This is a genomic window from Pseudomonas sp. T8 (assembly GCF_024610635.1).
In the GTDB taxonomy this organism is placed as follows: Bacteria; Pseudomonadota; Gammaproteobacteria; order Pseudomonadales; family Pseudomonadaceae; genus Aquipseudomonas; species Aquipseudomonas chlororaphis_I.
Window position 1 is genome coordinate 5,798,676 of sequence record NZ_CP102374.1, and the last position, 16,997, is coordinate 5,815,672.

At 64.3% G+C, this 16,997-nt stretch carries 17 protein-coding genes; 9 read left to right on the forward strand and 8 right to left on the reverse strand.

Annotation, left to right across the window (positions count from 1 at the left end):
- Window positions 1-52: 52 nt before the first annotated feature.
- The 3 genes from NRG23_RS26355 to NRG23_RS26365 all read right to left on the reverse strand — a co-directional run bounded on the left by NRG23_RS26355 (window position 53) and on the right by NRG23_RS26365 (window position 1,835).
- Window positions 53-649, reverse strand: coding sequence for a superoxide dismutase (locus tag NRG23_RS26355; RefSeq protein ID WP_007929765.1), 597 nt, complete (start codon window positions 647-649; stop codon window positions 53-55).
- A 176-nt stretch (window positions 650-825) separates the two neighbouring features.
- The gene (locus NRG23_RS26360) at window positions 826-1,428 is read right to left on the reverse strand and encodes a LysE/ArgO family amino acid transporter (RefSeq protein ID WP_016703358.1); all 603 of its coding nucleotides are present in this window, start codon (window positions 1,426-1,428) and stop codon (window positions 826-828) included.
- A 5-nt stretch (window positions 1,429-1,433) separates the two neighbouring features.
- Window positions 1,434-1,835, reverse strand: a complete 402-nt coding sequence (locus tag NRG23_RS26365) for an ACT domain-containing protein (protein WP_009050524.1) — start codon at window positions 1,833-1,835, stop codon at window positions 1,434-1,436.
- Window positions 1,836-1,931: 96 nt separating this feature from the next.
- On the opposite strand from NRG23_RS26365, the gene NRG23_RS26370 reads away from it, so the two are divergent.
- The 4 genes from NRG23_RS26370 to NRG23_RS26385 all read left to right on the forward strand — a co-directional run bounded on the left by NRG23_RS26370 (window position 1,932) and on the right by NRG23_RS26385 (window position 5,816).
- Complete coding sequence (locus NRG23_RS26370) at window positions 1,932-2,825, forward strand: LysR family transcriptional regulator ArgP (protein ID WP_009045339.1); 894 nt, start codon at window positions 1,932-1,934, stop codon at window positions 2,823-2,825.
- Window positions 2,826-2,909: 84 nt separating this feature from the next.
- A complete protein-coding gene (locus tag NRG23_RS26375) occupies window positions 2,910-3,902 on the forward strand; it encodes an NAD(P)-dependent oxidoreductase (RefSeq protein WP_257372861.1) in 993 nt (330 codons plus the stop codon).
- A gap of 107 nt (window positions 3,903-4,009) precedes the next feature.
- A complete protein-coding gene (locus tag NRG23_RS26380; RefSeq protein WP_041984421.1) occupies window positions 4,010-4,846 on the forward strand; it encodes a hypothetical protein in 837 nt (278 codons plus the stop codon).
- Window positions 4,847-4,979: 133 nt separating this feature from the next.
- Window positions 4,980-5,816 carry a cache domain-containing protein gene (locus tag NRG23_RS26385; RefSeq protein ID WP_257372862.1) on the forward strand — a complete coding sequence of 279 codons (837 nt, stop codon included), beginning with the start codon at window positions 4,980-4,982 and terminating at the stop codon, window positions 5,814-5,816.
- Between the two features lie 50 nt (window positions 5,817-5,866).
- Here NRG23_RS26385 and NRG23_RS26390 read toward each other — a convergent pair whose 3' ends face one another.
- Entirely contained in the window at window positions 5,867-7,384 is a 1,518-nt protein-coding gene (locus NRG23_RS26390; RefSeq protein ID WP_009050521.1) for an MDR family MFS transporter, read from the reverse strand.
- Between the two features lie 77 nt (window positions 7,385-7,461).
- Window positions 7,462-8,646: a 4-hydroxybenzoate 3-monooxygenase gene (gene pobA / locus NRG23_RS26395; protein WP_173678567.1), complete on the reverse strand. Its 1,185-nt coding sequence runs from the start codon at window positions 8,644-8,646 to the stop codon at window positions 7,462-7,464.
- 186 nt (window positions 8,647-8,832) lie between these two features.
- Between pobA and NRG23_RS26400 the strand changes: the two genes are divergently transcribed.
- The gene (locus tag NRG23_RS26400; RefSeq protein ID WP_257372864.1) at window positions 8,833-9,723 is read left to right on the forward strand and encodes a helix-turn-helix domain-containing protein; all 891 of its coding nucleotides are present in this window, start codon (window positions 8,833-8,835) and stop codon (window positions 9,721-9,723) included.
- Window positions 9,724-9,738: 15 nt separating this feature from the next.
- Here the strand turns inward: NRG23_RS26400 and NRG23_RS26405 are convergent, their stop codons facing one another.
- Together NRG23_RS26405 and NRG23_RS26410 are read right to left on the reverse strand one after the other, a co-directional pair.
- Window positions 9,739-9,915, reverse strand: a complete 177-nt coding sequence (locus NRG23_RS26405; RefSeq protein ID WP_009045332.1) for a hypothetical protein — start codon at window positions 9,913-9,915, stop codon at window positions 9,739-9,741.
- A gap of 138 nt (window positions 9,916-10,053) precedes the next feature.
- The gene (locus NRG23_RS26410) at window positions 10,054-10,959 is read right to left on the reverse strand and encodes a LysR family transcriptional regulator (protein WP_257372866.1); all 906 of its coding nucleotides are present in this window, start codon (window positions 10,957-10,959) and stop codon (window positions 10,054-10,056) included.
- 130 nt (window positions 10,960-11,089) lie between these two features.
- Here NRG23_RS26410 and NRG23_RS26415 point away from each other — a divergent pair, with 130 nt between their 5' ends.
- Both NRG23_RS26415 and NRG23_RS26420 read left to right on the forward strand, forming a co-directional pair.
- Window positions 11,090-11,974 (forward strand): MBL fold metallo-hydrolase, encoded by an 885-nt coding sequence (locus NRG23_RS26415; protein ID WP_063432806.1) that lies wholly within the window; start codon window positions 11,090-11,092, stop codon window positions 11,972-11,974.
- A gap of 76 nt (window positions 11,975-12,050) precedes the next feature.
- A complete protein-coding gene (locus NRG23_RS26420; RefSeq protein WP_257372870.1) occupies window positions 12,051-12,665 on the forward strand; it encodes an NAD(P)-dependent oxidoreductase in 615 nt (204 codons plus the stop codon).
- 169 nt (window positions 12,666-12,834) lie between these two features.
- On the opposite strand, the gene NRG23_RS26425 is transcribed toward NRG23_RS26420, so the two are convergent.
- Complete coding sequence (locus NRG23_RS26425; protein ID WP_009050514.1) at window positions 12,835-13,716, reverse strand: LysR substrate-binding domain-containing protein; 882 nt, start codon at window positions 13,714-13,716, stop codon at window positions 12,835-12,837.
- A 153-nt stretch (window positions 13,717-13,869) separates the two neighbouring features.
- Between NRG23_RS26425 and NRG23_RS26430 the strand changes: the two genes are divergently transcribed.
- Both NRG23_RS26430 and NRG23_RS26435 read left to right on the forward strand, forming a co-directional pair.
- Entirely contained in the window at window positions 13,870-15,507 is a 1,638-nt protein-coding gene (locus NRG23_RS26430; protein ID WP_257372873.1) for a 5-guanidino-2-oxopentanoate decarboxylase, read from the forward strand.
- The gene (locus tag NRG23_RS26435; RefSeq protein WP_257372875.1) at window positions 15,504-16,952 is read left to right on the forward strand and encodes an aldehyde dehydrogenase family protein; all 1,449 of its coding nucleotides are present in this window, start codon (window positions 15,504-15,506) and stop codon (window positions 16,950-16,952) included. Before NRG23_RS26430 ends, NRG23_RS26435 begins: the two co-directional genes overlap by 4 nt.
- Window positions 16,953-16,997: the final 45 nt, after the last annotated feature.

A 16,997-nucleotide genomic window follows, 5' to 3' on the forward strand; every position in this document is an offset into this window, starting at 1 on the left:
CGGTAAAACGAAAAAACCCGGCAATGCCGGGTTTTTTTGACTGCAAACGGGCTTAGGCGACGAAGGTCTTGCCTTCGAACTGCTCGGCCACGAATTTCCAGTTGACCAGGTTCCAGAACGCTTCGACGTACTTGGGACGCAGGTTGCGGTAGTCGATGTAGTAAGCGTGTTCCCAGACGTCGCAGGTCAGCAGCGGGGTGTCGCCGCTGGTCAGCGGGTTGCCGGCGCCGATGGTGCTGGCCAGGGCCAGGGAGCCGTCAGCCTTTTTCACCAGCCAGCCCCAACCGGAACCGAAGGTGCCGACGGAAGTCTTGGTGAATTCTTCCTTGAACTTGTCGAACGAACCGAATGCTGCGTTGATGGCCTCGGCCAGTGCGCCGGTTGGTTGACCGCCAGCGTTTGGCGCCAGGCAGTTCCAGTAGAAAGTGTGGTTCCAGACCTGAGCGGCGTTGTTGAAGATACCGCCCGAGGAAGACTTGACGATCTCTTCCAGGGTTTTGCCTTCGAACTCGGTGCCTGGCACCAGGTTGTTCAGGTTCACGACATAGGTGTTGTGGTGCTTGTCGTGGTGGTATTCCAGAGTTTCCTTGGAAATGTGCGGCTGCAGGGCATCGTGTGCGTAAGGCAGCGGCGGCAATTCGAAAGCCATGGTGATTCTCCTAATCAGGTCAGTTGCGGTGGGCGCAAGGCCGATCACGGGCGGCCAGACAAGCGCCGGGGAGTTTGTACTCTTTGCGGCGCAGGGTTCGGATCATAGCACCGGGGGTGCGGCATAACCACGCAACAACTGTGTGGGATAGAGGTTCCAGAGCCTTTTGGAATAAATCATGCGGCGCTGAGGAGTTGAATCGCGACACTGAACATCATCACTGCCACCAGCAGGTCGAGAATGCGCCAGGTGCTCGGCCGTGCCAGCCATGGAGCCAGCCACGCGGCGCCGAGGGCGAGGGTGAAAAACCACAGCAGCGAAGCGCTGGCCGCGCCGACCACATAGGCGCCGGGTTCGGTCTGTTGCGCGCCCAGCGAGCCGATCAGCAGCACCGTGTCCAGGTACACATGGGGGTTGAGCAGGGTCACCGCCAACGCGCTGAGCAGCACCGCGCGCAGCGAGCGGACGGTCTGGTTCTCGCCCTGCTGCAGGCTCTGTTTGGAGCAGGCGCGACGCAGGGCCTGGCTGCCGTACCAGATCAGGAACGCGGCGCCGCCCCAGCGGGCAACCGCCAGCAGCGTCGGGCTCTGCGCCAGCACCGTGGCCAGGCCGAATACCCCGGCCGCCACCAGCAACGCATCGCAAGTCACGCACAGCACGGCCACCGGCAGGTGGTGTTCACGGCGCAGGCTCTGGGCCAGGACAAAAGCATTCTGGCTGCCGATCGCCATGATCAGCCCGGCCGCTACCAGCAGCCCGTTAACGTAGCTCTGCCACATGTCGTTTACTCCTCGCCCGCCGCCAGTTGCCGCAGCACGTGCATGGCGCGCTCGGCATCGGCCTTACCGACAAACAGATGATCGTGGTAGTAGCCGGCGATCACGTTGCAGCTGATCCCGGCCTTGCCCAGGGCGCTGGCGAACGCGGCGGTCAGGCCGACGGCTTCCAGGGCCGAATGCACGTTCAGGGTGATCCAGGCCGCGACGTAGTCGAAACCCAACCCCAGGCGTTCGGCTTGCTGGCGCTCGAGGATCACCGTGAGCCCTTCCTGCTCGCGAAAGCTGCCCAGTACGTCGGTGCCCTCGAGCAGCGCGCGATCGGCGATGGAGCAGAACACGTAGTCACCGGGGTTGAGCTGCGGGCTCATGCTGCGCAGCAGGGTATCGAGGGAGGTTTCGCCAGCCATGAAAAAGGTCCTTGAACGAGAAAGCATGCTGGCTATTCTCCGGTTGCAGGCTGTATAAGAAAAACCAATATTACTGATCGCTCATTAGGAAAACTGATGTTCGACTATAAATTGCTGTCCGCCCTGGCCGCGGTGATCGAACAGGCCGGATTCGAGCGTGCCGCGCAGGTGCTGGGGTTGTCGCAGTCGGCCATTTCCCAGCGCATCAAGCTGCTCGAGGCGCGGATCGGCCAGCCGGTGCTGGTGCGGGTCACGCCGCCGGCGCCGACGGAAATCGGCCGGCGCCTGCTCAACCATGTGCAGCAGGTACGCCTGCTCGAACGCGACCTGCAGAGCCAGGTGCCGGCCCTGGACGAGGAAGGCTTGCCGGAGCGTCTGCGCATCGCCCTCAACGCCGACAGCCTGGCCACCTGGTGGGCTGAGGCGGTGGGCGACTTCTGTGCCGAGCAGCACTTGCTTCTGGACCTGATCGTCGAAGACCAGACCGTCGGCCTCAAGCGCATGCGAGCCGGGGAAGTGGCGGCCTGTGTCTGCGCCAGCGAGCGGCCGGTGGCCGGTGCCCGCAGTGTGCTGCTGGGGGCCATGCGCTACCGCGCCCTGGCCAGCCCGGCGTTCCTGGCGCGGCATTTTCCGCAGGGTGTGCAAGCCGAGCGCCTGGCCCGGACGCCGGCCCTGGTGTTCGGCCCGGACGATTTCCTGCAGCACCGCTACCTGGCGGCGCTGGGGGTCGATGGCGGGTTCGAGCATCATCTGTGTCCCTCGTCCGAGGGCTTCATCCGCCTGACCGAAGCCGGCCTGGGCTGGGGGCTGGTGCCCGAACTGCAGGTGCGCGACCAGTTGGCGCGGGGTGTGTTGGTGGAGCTTTTGCCAGATAAGCCGATCGATGTGCCGTTGTACTGGCATCATTGGCGCAATGGTGGCCAACTGCTGGGCCTGCTCACCGAGCACCTGGCACGTTCTTCGGCGCAATGGCTGGTGCCGTTGGCGTGACACCAGGCGTCAAGGCATCAGGCAATAGCGTTAAGCAATACATAGTGCGACAGGCATGAAACACGAAAGCAATCGGAGCAAGTCATGAAAATTCTGGTCACCGGCGCAAGCGGCTTCATTGGTGGACGCTTCGCGCGTTTTGCCCTTGAGCAGGGCCTGGATGTACGGGTCAACGGGCGTCGGGCCGAAGGTGTGGAGCATCTGGTGCGGCGCGGGGCCGAGTTCGTCCAGGGTGACTTGAACGATGCCGATCTGGTGCGCGACCTGTGCCGCGATGTCGATGCGGTGGTGCATTGCGCGGGGGCGGTGGGGCTCTGGGGGCGTTATCAGGATTTCCATCAGGGCAACGTGCTGGTCACCGAAAACGTGGTCGAGGCTTGCCTCAAGCGCCATGTCCGGCGCCTGGTGCACCTGTCGTCGCCGTCGATCTATTTCGACGGTCGCGACCATCTGGGCCTGACCGAAGAACAGGTACCCAAGCGCTTCAAGCACCCTTATGCCGCCACCAAATACCTGGCGGAGCAGAAGGTGTTCGGCGCCCAGGAGTTCGGCCTGGAGGTGCTGGCGCTGCGCCCGCGTTTTGTCACCGGCGCCGGCGACATGAGCATTTTCCCGCGCCTGTTGAAGATGCAGCGCAAGGGCCGCCTGGCGATCATCGGCAACGGCCTGAACAAGGTCGACTTCACCAGTGTGCAGAACCTCAACGAAGCGCTGCTCAGCAGTCTGCTGGCCAGCGGCTCGGCCCTGGGCAAGGCCTACAACATCAGTAACGGCGCGCCCGTGCCATTGTGGGACGTGGTGAACTATGTGATGCGCCAGATGGGCGTGCCACAGGTCACGCGCTACCGCTCCTTTGGCCTGGCCTACAGCGTGGCGGCCCTCAATGAAGGTTTCTGCAAGCTCTGGCCGGGCCGTCCGGAGCCGACCCTGTCACGCCTGGGCATGCAGGTCATGAACAAGAACTTCACCCTGGATATCAGCCGCGCCCGCCATTATCTGGATTACGAACCGAAGGTCAGCCTGTGGACCGCCCTGGATGAATTCTGCGGCTGGTGGAAGGCCCAGGACATACGCTGAAAATAAACACTGAACCGAGTTCGGGGTTCAGGGTCGATCAGGGCGGCGGGTTAGCGGTTTATACTCGCCGCATTCAGCTATCACCGCGGTTTTAGAAAGGTTGCCCCATGCGTAACGATGCCAACGACGACTTCGACGATGTTCCAAGCCTGCGTGCCGATACCCTCGACGATGATTTCCCGACCACCGCCGCGGGCCGCGCGCGTACTTCGGTGCATTCGCGCAGCGTGCCGGTAACCAAGGTCAAGGCGCCGAGTGCCGGGCCGCTCTGGGCGCTGGTCGGTGCCTTGTTCTTCGCCTTTATCGGCCTGGCCTGGTGGAGCTTCCAGCAGATCTCGCTGATGGAGCAGCAACTGGTCGCCACCCAGGAAAGTTTCGCCCGCATCAGCGAAGAAGCGGCGGGACGCCTGCAGGATATTTCCGGCAAGGTGGTTGCCAGCCAGTCCAGCGTCAACAGCGACAGCGAAGCCTTGAAGCTGCAGATCAAGCAGTTGGAAAGCCGCCTGCAGGACCAGGGCAAGCAGCAGCAAGGCGTGGCCGGGCAGGCCACGGACCTGGACAAGCGCCTGGCGCAGATGACCGCGCAAGCCACCGAGCAGCAGGCGGCCAATACCCAGTTGCAGGCGCAGGTGAAAACCTTGAGCAGCGAACTGGCGGCCCTGAAGAGCGCGCCGGTCGACACCAGCAAGGTCGATGCCCAGTTCAAGAGCCTGAACGCCGAGATCGCCGCCTTGAAAAGACAGGGCAACCCGAGCGCCGCCATCGAACGCCTGGAGCAGGACATCATTGTGCTCAAGAGCCAGCAGGACAATCGTCCCGCCGCTGCCCAGGGTGGCACCAACACCGCCGAGTTCGACGCCTTCCGCGGCCAGGTCACCCGCAACATCAATACCCTGCAGAGCCAGATCCAGAATCTGCAGCAGCAGCTCAATACCCGCCCCTGACCTTGACCACCTTCCCGCGCCAGGCGTGGGAAGGTCGCGGTCTTGCCTCGCGCCTCCCTGCTTCGCTGAATACTCGACCATATCCCGCAGCCGTCTACGCTCTTGAAACACCAACAAGAACGAGGGACGCGCAATGAGGGGATTGCTGAGAGCCACGGTGCTGGGGTGGCTGCTGGTGTTCTGCACCAGCCAGGTCCAGGCGGCGGACGATGCCACGGCGGCCAAGGCCCTGCTGGAAAAGGCCCTGGCCTATTACCACGACCAGGGTGACAAGGCCTTCGCCGCGTTCAGCCGGCAGGGCGAGTTCGTCGACAAGGACCGTTATGTGTTTGTGGTCGACACCAAGGGGGTGATGCTGGCCAGTGGCGGGCCGTCGTCGGCGCTGATCGGCCGCGATGTTTCCGAGGTGCTCGGTCCGGATCTGCAAAAGGCCTTCAAGGACGCGCTGAAGATTCCCGAGGGCAATGGCATCCAGCAAGCAGAATACCGCTGGCAAAACTGGGCCGACGGCAAGGTCGAGCGCAAGCATGTGTATTACCAGCGGGTCGGCGAGCGGATCCTGGCGGTCGGCTATTACCTGCCGCGGGCTTCCGCCGAGCAGGCCAGGGCCTTGCTGGACAAGGCAGCGAGCGAGCTGGTGAAGGATGAGAAGGGCACGCTGACGGCGATCAACTCGCTCAAGGGCGGTTTCCTGCAGGACGACCTGTATGTGTTCGTGGTCGATCTGGACAACCAGCGCTACGTGGCCCACGGCACCAATCTGCGGCTGATCAATACCGACTTCAACAAGGTCAAGGACCCGGACGGCAAACCTGTGGGCGAGCCGATCCTGGCGCTGATGGCCACCCAGGATCAGGGCGAGTATGAGTACCGCTGGAAGAACCCGGTGACGGCCAAGGTGGAAGACAAGCACGCCTACCTGCGCAAGGTCGGGCATTTCCTGGTGGCGGTGGGGTACTACAGCCCGTGAGGGCCGGTCGCCAGCCAGCTCGCCTATGGTAGAGCTGGCTGGCGATGCCGTTATTTGACCTTGTCTTCGCGCCCGCGCAGCAGCGCATTGGGCATGGCCAGCGCCGCCGCCAGCCCCAGCAACGACACCGCCGCGCTGACCATCAGCAAGTGTTTGAAGGTCAGCAGCAGCTCAGCCCGCAAGGCTCCCTGTTCCGGACCCGGCGCGGCATTCAGGCCGTCGAGCAGCACATTGCCCGAGTGGCCTTCGCCGATCAGCGCCGAACCGCTCAACTGGGCGAAGCTGGAATCCTGCAACAGCGCCAGCAGCAGCGCCGACATCAAGGCCACGCCCATCGCGCCGCCCAGGGAGCGGAACAGGTTGGTGGTGCTGGTGGCGACCCCGATGTCCCGTTGCTCCACCGAGTTCTGGCTGCCCACCAGCGAGGTCGGGAATTGCATGCCGGAGGCAATCCCGCTGAACAACATGAACACGCTGCTCAGCAGCACCGCCTGGGGTGGGCTGAAGGCCATGCCGAGAACGGTCAGCGGCATCAACAGGGCGCCACTGAGGATCATCGGTTTGTAGCGACCGGTCACCGAGGTCATGCGCCCGGCGAAGTAGGCGCCTATCGGCAGGCCGATGGCCAGCGGCAACAGGTGCAGCGCAGCGCTGTCGGCACCGGCGCCGGTGACGCTCTGAAAGCGCAACGGCATCAGCACCGTCAGCGAGATGGCCTGGAAGCTGGTGAAGAACACCGTGCACCAGCACAGCATGGCGTTGCGGTTGGCAAACAGGTGCATGGGCAGCAGCGGTTCTTCCGTGCGCCGTTCATGCCAGGCGAACAGGGCCAGGGCGACGACGGCACAGGCCAGCAGGCCCAGCACCTCTTGGCTGCGCCAGGCGTGACCCTGGCCGAAATGGGTGATCGCCAGCAGCAGGGCGGTCAGGCCGATGATCATCAACAGCGTGCCGAGGTAGTCGATGATCGGTTTGCGCTGCGGGATCGGCAGCCCCCGCAGGTTGCGCCTGGCCACCAGCCAGGCGCCCAGGCCCAGGGGCAGGTTGATCAGGAACACCCAGCGCCAGGACAGGTATTCGGTCATGTAGCCGCCGAGCACCGGGCCGGCGACGCTGGCCGCCGCGTACATGCTGCTGAAGTAGCCCTGGTAACGCCCGCGTTCGCGGGGCGGGACTATGTCGCCGATGATCGCCTGGCTGACCGAAATCATTCCGCCGGCGCCGATGCCCTGGAAGATCCGCGCCAGCACCAGTTGTTCCATGTTCTGCGCCATGCCGCAGAACAGCGAGGCCAGGGTGAACAGGCCCATGCCGAACAGCATCAGCTTGCGTCGGCCATAGAGGTCGCCGAGCTTGCCGTAGATCGGCACCGCCACGGTCATGGCCACCATGTAGCCGGAAATCACCCAGGCCAGCAGGCTGACGTCCTTGAACTGCGCGGAGATGGCGGGCATGGAGACCGCGACTATGGTCTGGTCCAGGGCGCCGAGGAAGATCGCCAGCATCAGGGCGATCAGTACGCTGCGAAGAGCCAATTGGGGTTGGCCAGGCGGGTTGGGATGGGTCACGAAAGAACCTGCGGGCAGTGATTGACCCGCAAGGGGCAAGGCGAGCGGGAATGCTCGCCAGTGTACTCGATAGGCCCCTACTCGATAGCCTCATAAGGAAGGCCGACGTAATTTTCCGCAATGGTTTTGCGTCCGGCCTCGGAGTCGACGAAGTACGCCAGCTCCGACTCGGCGATGCGCTGGCTGAAGTCGTCGGAGTCGGGGAAACGGTGCAGCATCGCGGTCATCCACCAGGAGAAACGCTCGGCCTTCCAGATCCGCCGCAGGCAGATTTGCGAATACTTTTGCAGCAGGTCGGTGCGCTGCTCGCGGTAGACCTTGAGCAGAATGTTGAACAGTGTGCTGACATCGCTGGCGGCCAGGTTCAGGCCCTTGGCCCCGGTGGGCGGCACGATGTGCGCGGCGTCGCCGACCAGGAACATCCGTCCGTATTGCATCGGCTCGACCACGAAGCTGCGCAGCGGCGCGATGCTTTTCTCGATCGACGGCCCGGTCACCAGGCGCTCGGCCAGCTCCTCGGGCAGGCGCTTCTTGAGCTCGTCCCAGAAGCGTTGATCGGACCAGTCGGCGACATTTTCCTCCGCCGGTACTTGCAGGTAGTAACGGGTGCGGGTGGTCGACCGCATGCTGCACAGGGCGAAACCGCGTTCGTGGCGGGCGTAGACCAGTTCGTCGTGGACCGGCGGGGTATCGGCGAGAATGCCGAGCCAGCCGAACGGATAGACGCGCTCGAAAACCTTGAGCTTGTCGGCCGGGATCGACTGTCGGGCGACCCCGTGAAAACCGTCGCAACCGGCGATGTAGTCGCAGTCCAGACGATGGGGCTCGCCCTGGTAATCGAAGGTCAGGTAGGGCTGGTCGCTCTGCATGTCGTGGGGGCGCACGTTGTCGGCCTGGTACAGGGTCCGGGCGCCGACGGCCTGGCGGGCTTGCATCAGGTCGCGGGTGACTTCGGTCTGGCCGTAGATCGTGACGCTCTTGCCGCCAGTGAGGGCATGCAGGTCGATGGCCACCCGGCGGCCGTCAAGGGCCAGCTCGAAGCCGCCGTGCACCAGGCCTTCGGCGTCCATGCGCTGGCTGACCCCGGCCTGGCGCAGCAGGTCGACCATGCCTTGTTCCAGTACCCCGGCGCGGATGCGCCCGAGTACGTAATCCGGGGTTTGTCGTTCGAGGATCAGGGTATCGATGCCGGCCTTGTGCAGCAGCTGGCCGAGCAGCAATCCGGAGGGGCCGGCGCCAATGATGGCGACTTGAGTTTTCAGGGTTTTCATTGTTTTTATGACTCGCAAGCTTCACGCGAACAGGTTCGCTGAGTGATTTTTATGTTTCGAGTGCCTGCATTTTTCACTTGTGATGCTGTCAGTTGAAGGTGAAAACTGAGCCGATACCTGTTCATTTCACCAATCGGTGCGATTATCGCCCGTCACCCAGAGGCCTGGATTGCAGTTATGAATAAGCCTGCCTTGCCTTCAATTCCGGTGTTCAAACTCTATGGGGAAAGCCTGGATTGGCCGACACCGGACCTGCTGCACTGCGAAACCATTTCCAAGCGCAGCCGCGAGCACCATTGGGAAATCAAACCGCATCGGCATGCCGATCTCTGTCAGTTGCTGTTCGTGCATCGCGGGCAGGCCGAGCTTGAGATCGAAGGCCAGCGCACGTTGCTGGGGGAGTCGGCGCTACAGATCCTGCCGGCCCTGTCGGTGCACGGCTTTCGTTTTTCCGAAGACATCGACGGTTATGTGGTGACCCTGGCGGCGCCCTTGATGGCCCATCTGCAAGCCCAGTTGGGGCACTCGGTGAATGCCCTGGCCGTGGCCGAGAGCTACCCGGCGGGCGCCGACGGCGACTACCTGAACAGCCTGTTTGCCGCGTTGCAGAGTGAGTACCAAGGGCGTGAGCCAGCGCGGGAAATGCTCATGCATTCGCTGGTCAGCGTGATCATGGTGTGGGTCAGCCGCCAGGCGATCCGGCGCCGCAGCGCCAGCCAGCGGCCGCAGCGGGCACGGGAGTATTTCAATGGCTATATCCAGCTGGTGGAAAACCACTATCGCGAACATGTGAAGGTCGAGGACCTGGCGCACAAGCTGGGGATTTCCGTTTCCCATCTCAATGGCACCTGTCGTGAACTGGCGGGCCAGCCGGCCCTGCAGATCATGCATGAGCGCCAGCTGCTGGAGGCCAAGCGCCTGCTGACCTACACCAGCATGACCATCTATGAGATTTCCGACACCCTGGGGTTTTCCGATCCCACCAACTTCACCCGGCTGTTCCGCCGCCGCGTCGGGATCTCGCCCAAGGCTTTCCGCGACCGCTTGAAGAGCGATCACGAACAGTGACGCCGCGCGTCTGCATCATTTCAGGGAGTTGAGGGTCGCGGTGTGCGGGATGCACTGGTCGACGTTGCAACTGGCATAGACACGGGGCTGTTGCCGGGCCTGCTCGACGCGATAGGCCGCTGTTCCGTACAGCGCCAGGGTCGCGGTGCAGGTGACGAAAATGGCCAGGTATCTTCTTGTTTTGATGTTCATGGCAAACACCTCTGAACGAATACCCCTGCGCGTGTGGGGGTACTGTTATCAGCATAGATCAGCCATAGGGATCAGCCATGGTCGCCGGCCAGGTTGCGGGCAGCGTGTTGACGGGGTATTCAGCGGTCTTATCGGGTTTTACAGGCCCTTGTCCCACTCCGGCTCCTCGGGGAAACGCAGCACCAGGAAATCCAGCATGCTGCGCAGGGCCACCGGCATGTGTTTGCGCGAGGCATAGACCGCGTACATGGGCATTTGCCGGGGCTCTGCCTGGGGCAGCAGGCGCACCAGTTCGCCGCTGTGGATATACACCCAGGCCTGGTAGGTGGGCAGCATGGCCACGCCGGCCCCGGCCATGGTCGCGCGCAACAGGGTGCTGGCGTCGTTGGCGCTGATATTGCCCTGCACCGGTACCGAAACCTGTTCGCCGTCCTGTTCGAAATGCCACAGGCTCTTGCCGAAATAGGAGTGGGTCAGGCAGTTGTGCTGGCTGAGCTCCTCGACCCGCTGTGGCGTCGGGTGCTCGCGCAGATAGGCCGTGGAGGCGCAGATCACCGAGCGGCATACCGTCAGCCGCCGGGCGATCAGGTTCGGGTCCAGGTCGTTGCTGGCGCGGATCGCCAGGTCGATGCGTTCGTCCACCAGGTTCACCGCGCGGTCGAGCATCTGCAGGTCGATGCTGACGCCGGGGTAGCGCTCGACGTAGGCGGCCATGGCATCCGCCAGCTGGGCCTGGCCGAACGAGGTGCTGGCGCTGATGCGCAGCAAGCCGCGGGGCACATCGTCCGGTTCGCTGACGGCGGCCTGCATGTCCATCGACAACTCGAGCATCTGCTGGCAGCGCGGCAGGATCTCGGTGCCCGCCGCGGTCAGGCTCAGCTTGCGGGTGGTGCGGTGCATCAGCCGGGCGCCGACCCAGTCCTCCAGCTCCGCCAGATAACGCGAAACCACCGGCCGCGAGAGGTCCAGATGGTCGGCGGCGGCCGACTGGCTGCCAAGATCGACTACGGTGACGAAGACGCGCATTGCTTGAAGACGATCCATGATTTGCCCGCTTTCAGAAACAAACTATGTCCAAGCATCGCATTTTTTGTAACGAGTGCGGCAACTAAGCTTCATCTCCATCGCCACCTACCCATGGCCACTTACGGCCGACAGACCATCGGAGCTGCACATGATCGGATTCACCTCACTCAAGCGCCTGCTGCTGGCGACCGCCACCCTGGGTTTCGCCGCCCATGCCGCCGCCGTCGAGCCGGCCCTGAAGCTGGATGTGTACAACCCGGGGACTGCGGCGATCTTCCCGGTGACCTCGGTGCTGGTCAGCGGCAAGAAGGAAGCGATTCTGGTGGACGCGCAGTTCGGCAAATCCCAGGCCGAGCAACTGGTGGAAAAGATTCGCGCCAGCGGCAAGCAACTGACCACCATCTACATCAGCCACGGTGACCCGGACTACTACTTCGGCCTCGACACCATCACCCAGGCCTTCCCCAAGGCCAAGGTCGTGGCGTCGCAGCCGACCGTCGAGCACATCAAGGCCACGGTCGACGGCAAGCTCGCGTTCTGGGGCCCGAAAATGGGCGCCGACGTGCCGGCCAAGACCATTGTGCCGGGCGTGCTCAAGGGCCACAGCCTGACTCTGGAAGGGCAGAAGCTGGACATCATCGGCCTGGACGGCAAACAACCGGACCGCACCTTCGTCTGGATCCCGTCGATCAAGGCGGTCGTCGGTGGCGTGGTGGTGGCGGAAAACATCCATGTGTGGATGGCCGACACCCAGACCGCGCAATCCCACAAGGACTGGCTGACCACCCTGGACACCATCGCCGCGCTGAAACCCCAGACCGTGGTGCCGGGCCATTATCTCGGTGAAAGCGCCCGCTCCCTGGCTCCCGTGCATTTCACCGCCGACTACATCAAGGCCTTCGATGAAGAAACCGCCAAGGCCAAGGATTCCGCCGAACTGATCGCGGCGATGAAAAAGCGTTACCCGGACCTGGGCGAAGACAGCTCCCTGGAGCTGAGCGCCAAGGTCGCCAAGGGCGAAATGAAGTGGTGATTCGACCGCTCCCGCGCCTGGCGCGGGGGCATTCCCTGTAAGGCTTTGCGTCACTTATCGGAACTGGAGAACTGTCATGAGCAAGATTGCAATCATTGGTGCCACCGGTCGTGCCGGTAGCCAACTGCTGGAAGAAGCCCTGCGTCGTGGTCACAGCGTCACCGCGATTGCCCGTAACCCGGCGAAAATCGGCAATCGCGCCGGTGTGGTGAGCAAGGCGGTCGACGTACTGGACGGCGCGGCGTTGCAGGCCGCGGTCGCCGGTCACGATGCGGTGATCAGCGCGGCGCACTTTTCCACTATCCCGCCCAAGGCCGTGATCGAGCCGGTGAAAAAGGCCGGCGTCAAACGCCTGCTGGTGGTGGGCGGTGCCGGTTCGTTGCTGTTGCCCGACGGTAGCCGGGTAATCGACGCCGCCGGTTTTCCGGATGAGTACAAGGCTGAAGCCAGTGCCGGCAGTGTGTTCCTCGATACCCTGCGCCAGGAGAAAGAGCTGGACTGGACCTTCCTGTCGCCGTCGGCGGAGTTCGTCGAAGGCGAGCGCCGCGGGCAGTTCCGCCTCGGCCAGGACCATCTGCTGGTGAGCGCCGAAGGCAAGAGCTGGATCACCTTCGCCGACTACGCCATCGCCATGATCGATGAGCTGGAAACAGCGAAGCACCCCCGCCAGCGTTTCACGGTCGGTTACTGAGACATCCTGTAGTCGCTGCCGAAGGCTGCGATCGGCTGCGCAGCAGTCGTAAAACCAGACACCGCGTTTTTGCAGGTACAACGTGTTGACCGGATTACGACCGCTGCGCGCTCGATCGCAGGCTGCGCCAGCGGCTACATCGGCTACATCGGCTACATCGGCTACGGGGCTATCTGGCCCGGGCCTGTTCCACCAGCCAGTCCAGCAACGCCCGTAACTGCGGCGATGGCGCTGAGCGATCGGGGTGGACCAGGTAGTAGCCCAGGCCAGTGCGCACCTTCAATGCAAATGGCATGACCAGCCGCCCGGCGCTCAGGTCTTCGCCGATCAATGCCCAGTCGCCAATGGCCACTCCCGTCCCCTGGGAGGCCACCGACATCGCCAGGTCCAGGGTTTCGAAATGCTGCCCCTTGCCGATGTTGTTCAGCACCGTCCCCGAGGCTTTCAACCAGGTATTCCAGTCATGGGTATCCAGGGTCGGATGCAGCAGCATGTGTTGCTGCAGGTCGGCCGGGGTCTTCAGCGCTATCGCCCCTTCGAGCAATGCCGGTGAGCACACCGGCGTCAGCTGTTCGTCGAACAGGTGATAGGCGCCGAGGGTGGAGGGAGGCGGGGCGCCGTAGATCACCGCGGCATCGAACTGTTCGCGGCTGAAGTCGACCCCGTGCTGCACCGTGGTGGTCAGCCGCACAGGCACGTCCGGCCGCTCTTTCTGCCACTGCATCAGGCGCGGCAACAACCAGCGCATCACGCAGGTGGACGCCTTGAGTTGCAGGGTGTCGCGGTTTCCCCCGACCTGTTCCACGCCCTCGCTGATCAGGCCGAACACCTGCTCCACCCGTGGTAGCCATTCCCGTCCTTCGCTCGTCAGGCTCAGGCCGCGGGCCTGGCGCTGGAACAAGGCATAACCCAGATGACTCTCCAGGCCGGCGATCTGCCGGCTCACCGCACCCTGGGTGATATGCAGCTGCTCGGCCGCGTGGGTGAAGTTGCAGCAGCGCGCGGTGATCAGAAAGGTGTGCAGCGCGGGCAGGGGCGGGAGGCGTTTCATAAAGGGCCAAGGCATGACGTGAGGACATGGCTAGTATGACTTTTTATCCATTGTTCCCGCTACACGCGGCCCGTTCCAATGACGCCTTCCCCGTGCCTAGCCATGCAGCGGCCAGCCAGGCACACCGTCTCAAGCGAACAAGAAGGGCAAGACATGGCGACGTGCGGCGAAGTGTTGGTCAAGTTACTCGAAGGTTATGGCGTCGAGCAGGTCTTCGGCATTCCCGGGGTGCATACCGTCGAGCTGTATCGCGGCCTGGCCCGTTCGCGCATCCGGCATGTCACGCCGCGTCACGAGCAGGGCGCCGGATTCATGGCCGACGGTTATGCCCGCACCAGCGGCAAGCTGGGGGTGTGCTTCATCATCACCGGCCCGGGGATGACCAACATCACCACCGCCATGGGTCAGGCCTATGCCGACTCGATTCCGATGCTGGTGATCTCCAGCGTGCAGTCGCGCAGCCAGCTCGGCGGCGGCCGCGGCAAGCTGCACGAGCTGCCGAACCAGGGCGCCCTGGTGGGCGGCGTGGCGGCGTTCTCCCATACCCTGATGTCCGCGGCGGAACTGCCGGGCGTGCTGGCCCGCGCCTTCGCACTGTTCCAGGCCGGTCGGCCACGCCCGGTGCACATCGAGATCCCCCTCGACGTGCTGGTGGAGGAGGCCGATGAGCTGCTCGACAGCGAGCCGGTGAGCATCGCCCGGGCCGGCGCCGCGCCCGCCGCGGTTGCCCGGATGAGCCAGTTGCTGGCGGGCGCCCGGCGCCCGCTGATCCTCGCCGGTGGCGGCGCGATCGATGCCGCTGCATCCCTGACCCGCCTCGCCGAATTGCTCCAGGCCCCCGTGGCCCTGACCATCAATGCCAAGGGCATGCTGCCGTCGCGGCACCCGCTGCTGATCGGCTCGACCCAGTCGCTGGTGGCGACCCGCGCCCTGGTGGCCGATGCCGACGTGGTCCTGGCCATCGGTACCGAACTGGCCGAAACCGACTACGACGTGACTTTCGCCGGTGGCTTCGAGATTCCGGGCGCTCTGCTGCGCATCGACATCGACCCTGACCAGACCGTGCGCAACTATCCGCCGAAAGTGGCGCTGGTGGCCGACGCGCACAGCGCAACCGAAGCCTTGCTGGCCGAGCTGGGCAAACAATCGCTGAGCGAGCGCGACAGTGCCTGGGGCACGGTCCGCGCCGCTGCCTTGCGCAACGCACTGGAGCTGCAGTGGGACGCGCCGACCCGGGCGCAGACGCTGTTCCTCGAAACCCTAGTGCAGGAGTTGCCGGAGATCGTCATCGTCGGCGACTCCACGCAGCCGGTGTACAGCGGCAACCTGACCTTCAACCCCGAGCGTCCGCGCCGCTGGTTCAACTCCTCGACCGGCTACGGCACCTTGGGTTATGCCTTGCCGGCGGCGATCGGCGCCTGGCTCGGCGGCGCTTCCGAGCGCCATGCCCGGGGCCCGGTGGCGTGCCTGATCGGCGACGGCGGCCTGCAGTTCACCCTGTCGGAACTGGCCTGCGCGGTGGAAGCGCGCACGCCGGTCATCGTGCTGCTGTGGAATAACCAGGGCTATGAAGAGATCAAGAAATACATGGTCAACCGCGATATCGAGCCGGTGGGCGTGGACATCTACACGCCGGACTTCATCGGCGTGGCCAAGGCCCTGGGCTGCGCTGCCGAGGCCATCGACAGCGTCGACGGATTGCGCGATGCGCTGCGCGCGGCCAGCGATCGCCAGGGCCCGACCCTGATCGAAATCGACCAGGCCGGCTGGATGCGGGCGGTGCAAGCATGAGCCAGGCAAACCTGTTGAACGGCCTCTACATCGACGGTCAGTGGCGTGCCGGCAGTGAGCTTTTGCCGGTGATCAATCCGTCCACCGAAGAGCCGCTGGCGCTGGTTGGTGGTGGCGACCGGCACAGCGTCGAGCAGGCGGTGACCGCCGCCCAGGCCGGGCTGGTGCCGTGGGCCGCGGCCAGCGGTGCCGAGCGTGGCGCGGTGTTGCGGCGGATCGCCGCCGGGGTCGCCGAGAGCCGTGAGCGCCTGATGCACCTGCAGTCGAGCAACAACGGCAAGCCGCAATTCGAAGCGGCCATCGACGTCGACGATGTGATTGCCACCTTCGAGTACTACGCGGGGTTGGCCGAAGGCCTGGACGCCGCCCAGGACCGCGACGTGCCGTTGCCCAGCGATGATTTCAGCGCTCGTGTGCGGCGTGAGCCCTGTGGCGTGGTCGGCCTGATCGTGCCGTGGAATTTCCCGATGGTCACCACCGCCTGGAAGCTCGCGCCGGCCCTGGCTGCCGGTTGCAGCGTGGTGCTCAAACCCTCGGAAGTCACGCCGCTGCCGGAGCTGGAGCTGGCGGCGATCATCGCCCGGAGCGGCTTGCCCAAGGGTGTGTTCAACCTGGTCTGCGGCACCGGGCTGGCGGTGGGTGCGCCGCTGGCGGCCGATCCGCGGGTGGCGAAGATTTCCTTCACCGGCAGCAATGCGGTCGGGGTCCAGGTCATGCAGCGCGCGGCGGAGACGGTCAAGGGTGTGAGCCTGGAACTGGGCGGCAAATCTTCGCTGCTGGTGCTGGCGGATGCCGATCTCGAACTGGCGGTGGAACTGGCTTGTGGCGGTGGCTTTTTCAACGCCGGGCAGATGTGCTCCGCCACCAGCCGGGTGCTGGTGGCCGACGAACTGGCGGACGAGTTCCTGCTGCGCCTCAAGGCTCGGGCCGAGGCGATTCGGGTGGCGGACCCTTTCGATCCGGACGTGGAGATGGGCGCGCTGGTCAACCAGGCGCAATACCAGCGAGTGCTGGGCCATATCGATCGCGGGCTGAGTGCCGGGGCCAGGCTGGTATGTGGTGGCGAGCGTCCGGCGGACCGCGCGCGCGGCTTTTTTGTCCGGCCGACTATTTTCACCGAAGTGCCCCTCGACAGCGCGCTGTGGCGTGAGGAGATCTTTGGCCCGGTGCTCTGCGTGCGCAGTTTCGCCAGCGAGGCCGAGGCCATCGCGCTGGCCAACGACAGCGAATTCGGCCTGGTGGCCAGTGTGGTCGGCGCCGATGTAGAGAACGCCGAGCGGGTCGCCAATGCCTTGCAGGCCGGGCTGGTGTGGATCAACGCGCCGCAGGTGATCTTCCCGCAGACCGCCTGGGGCGGCTACAAGCAGAGCAGCATCGGCCGCGAGCTGGGTCCTTGGGGATTGCAGGCATTCCAGGAGATCAAGCACGTGGTTCGCGCGCGCTGAGCCGCGCAAAAAATGCCCCATACCTGGCCAGGAGGCATGGGTCTT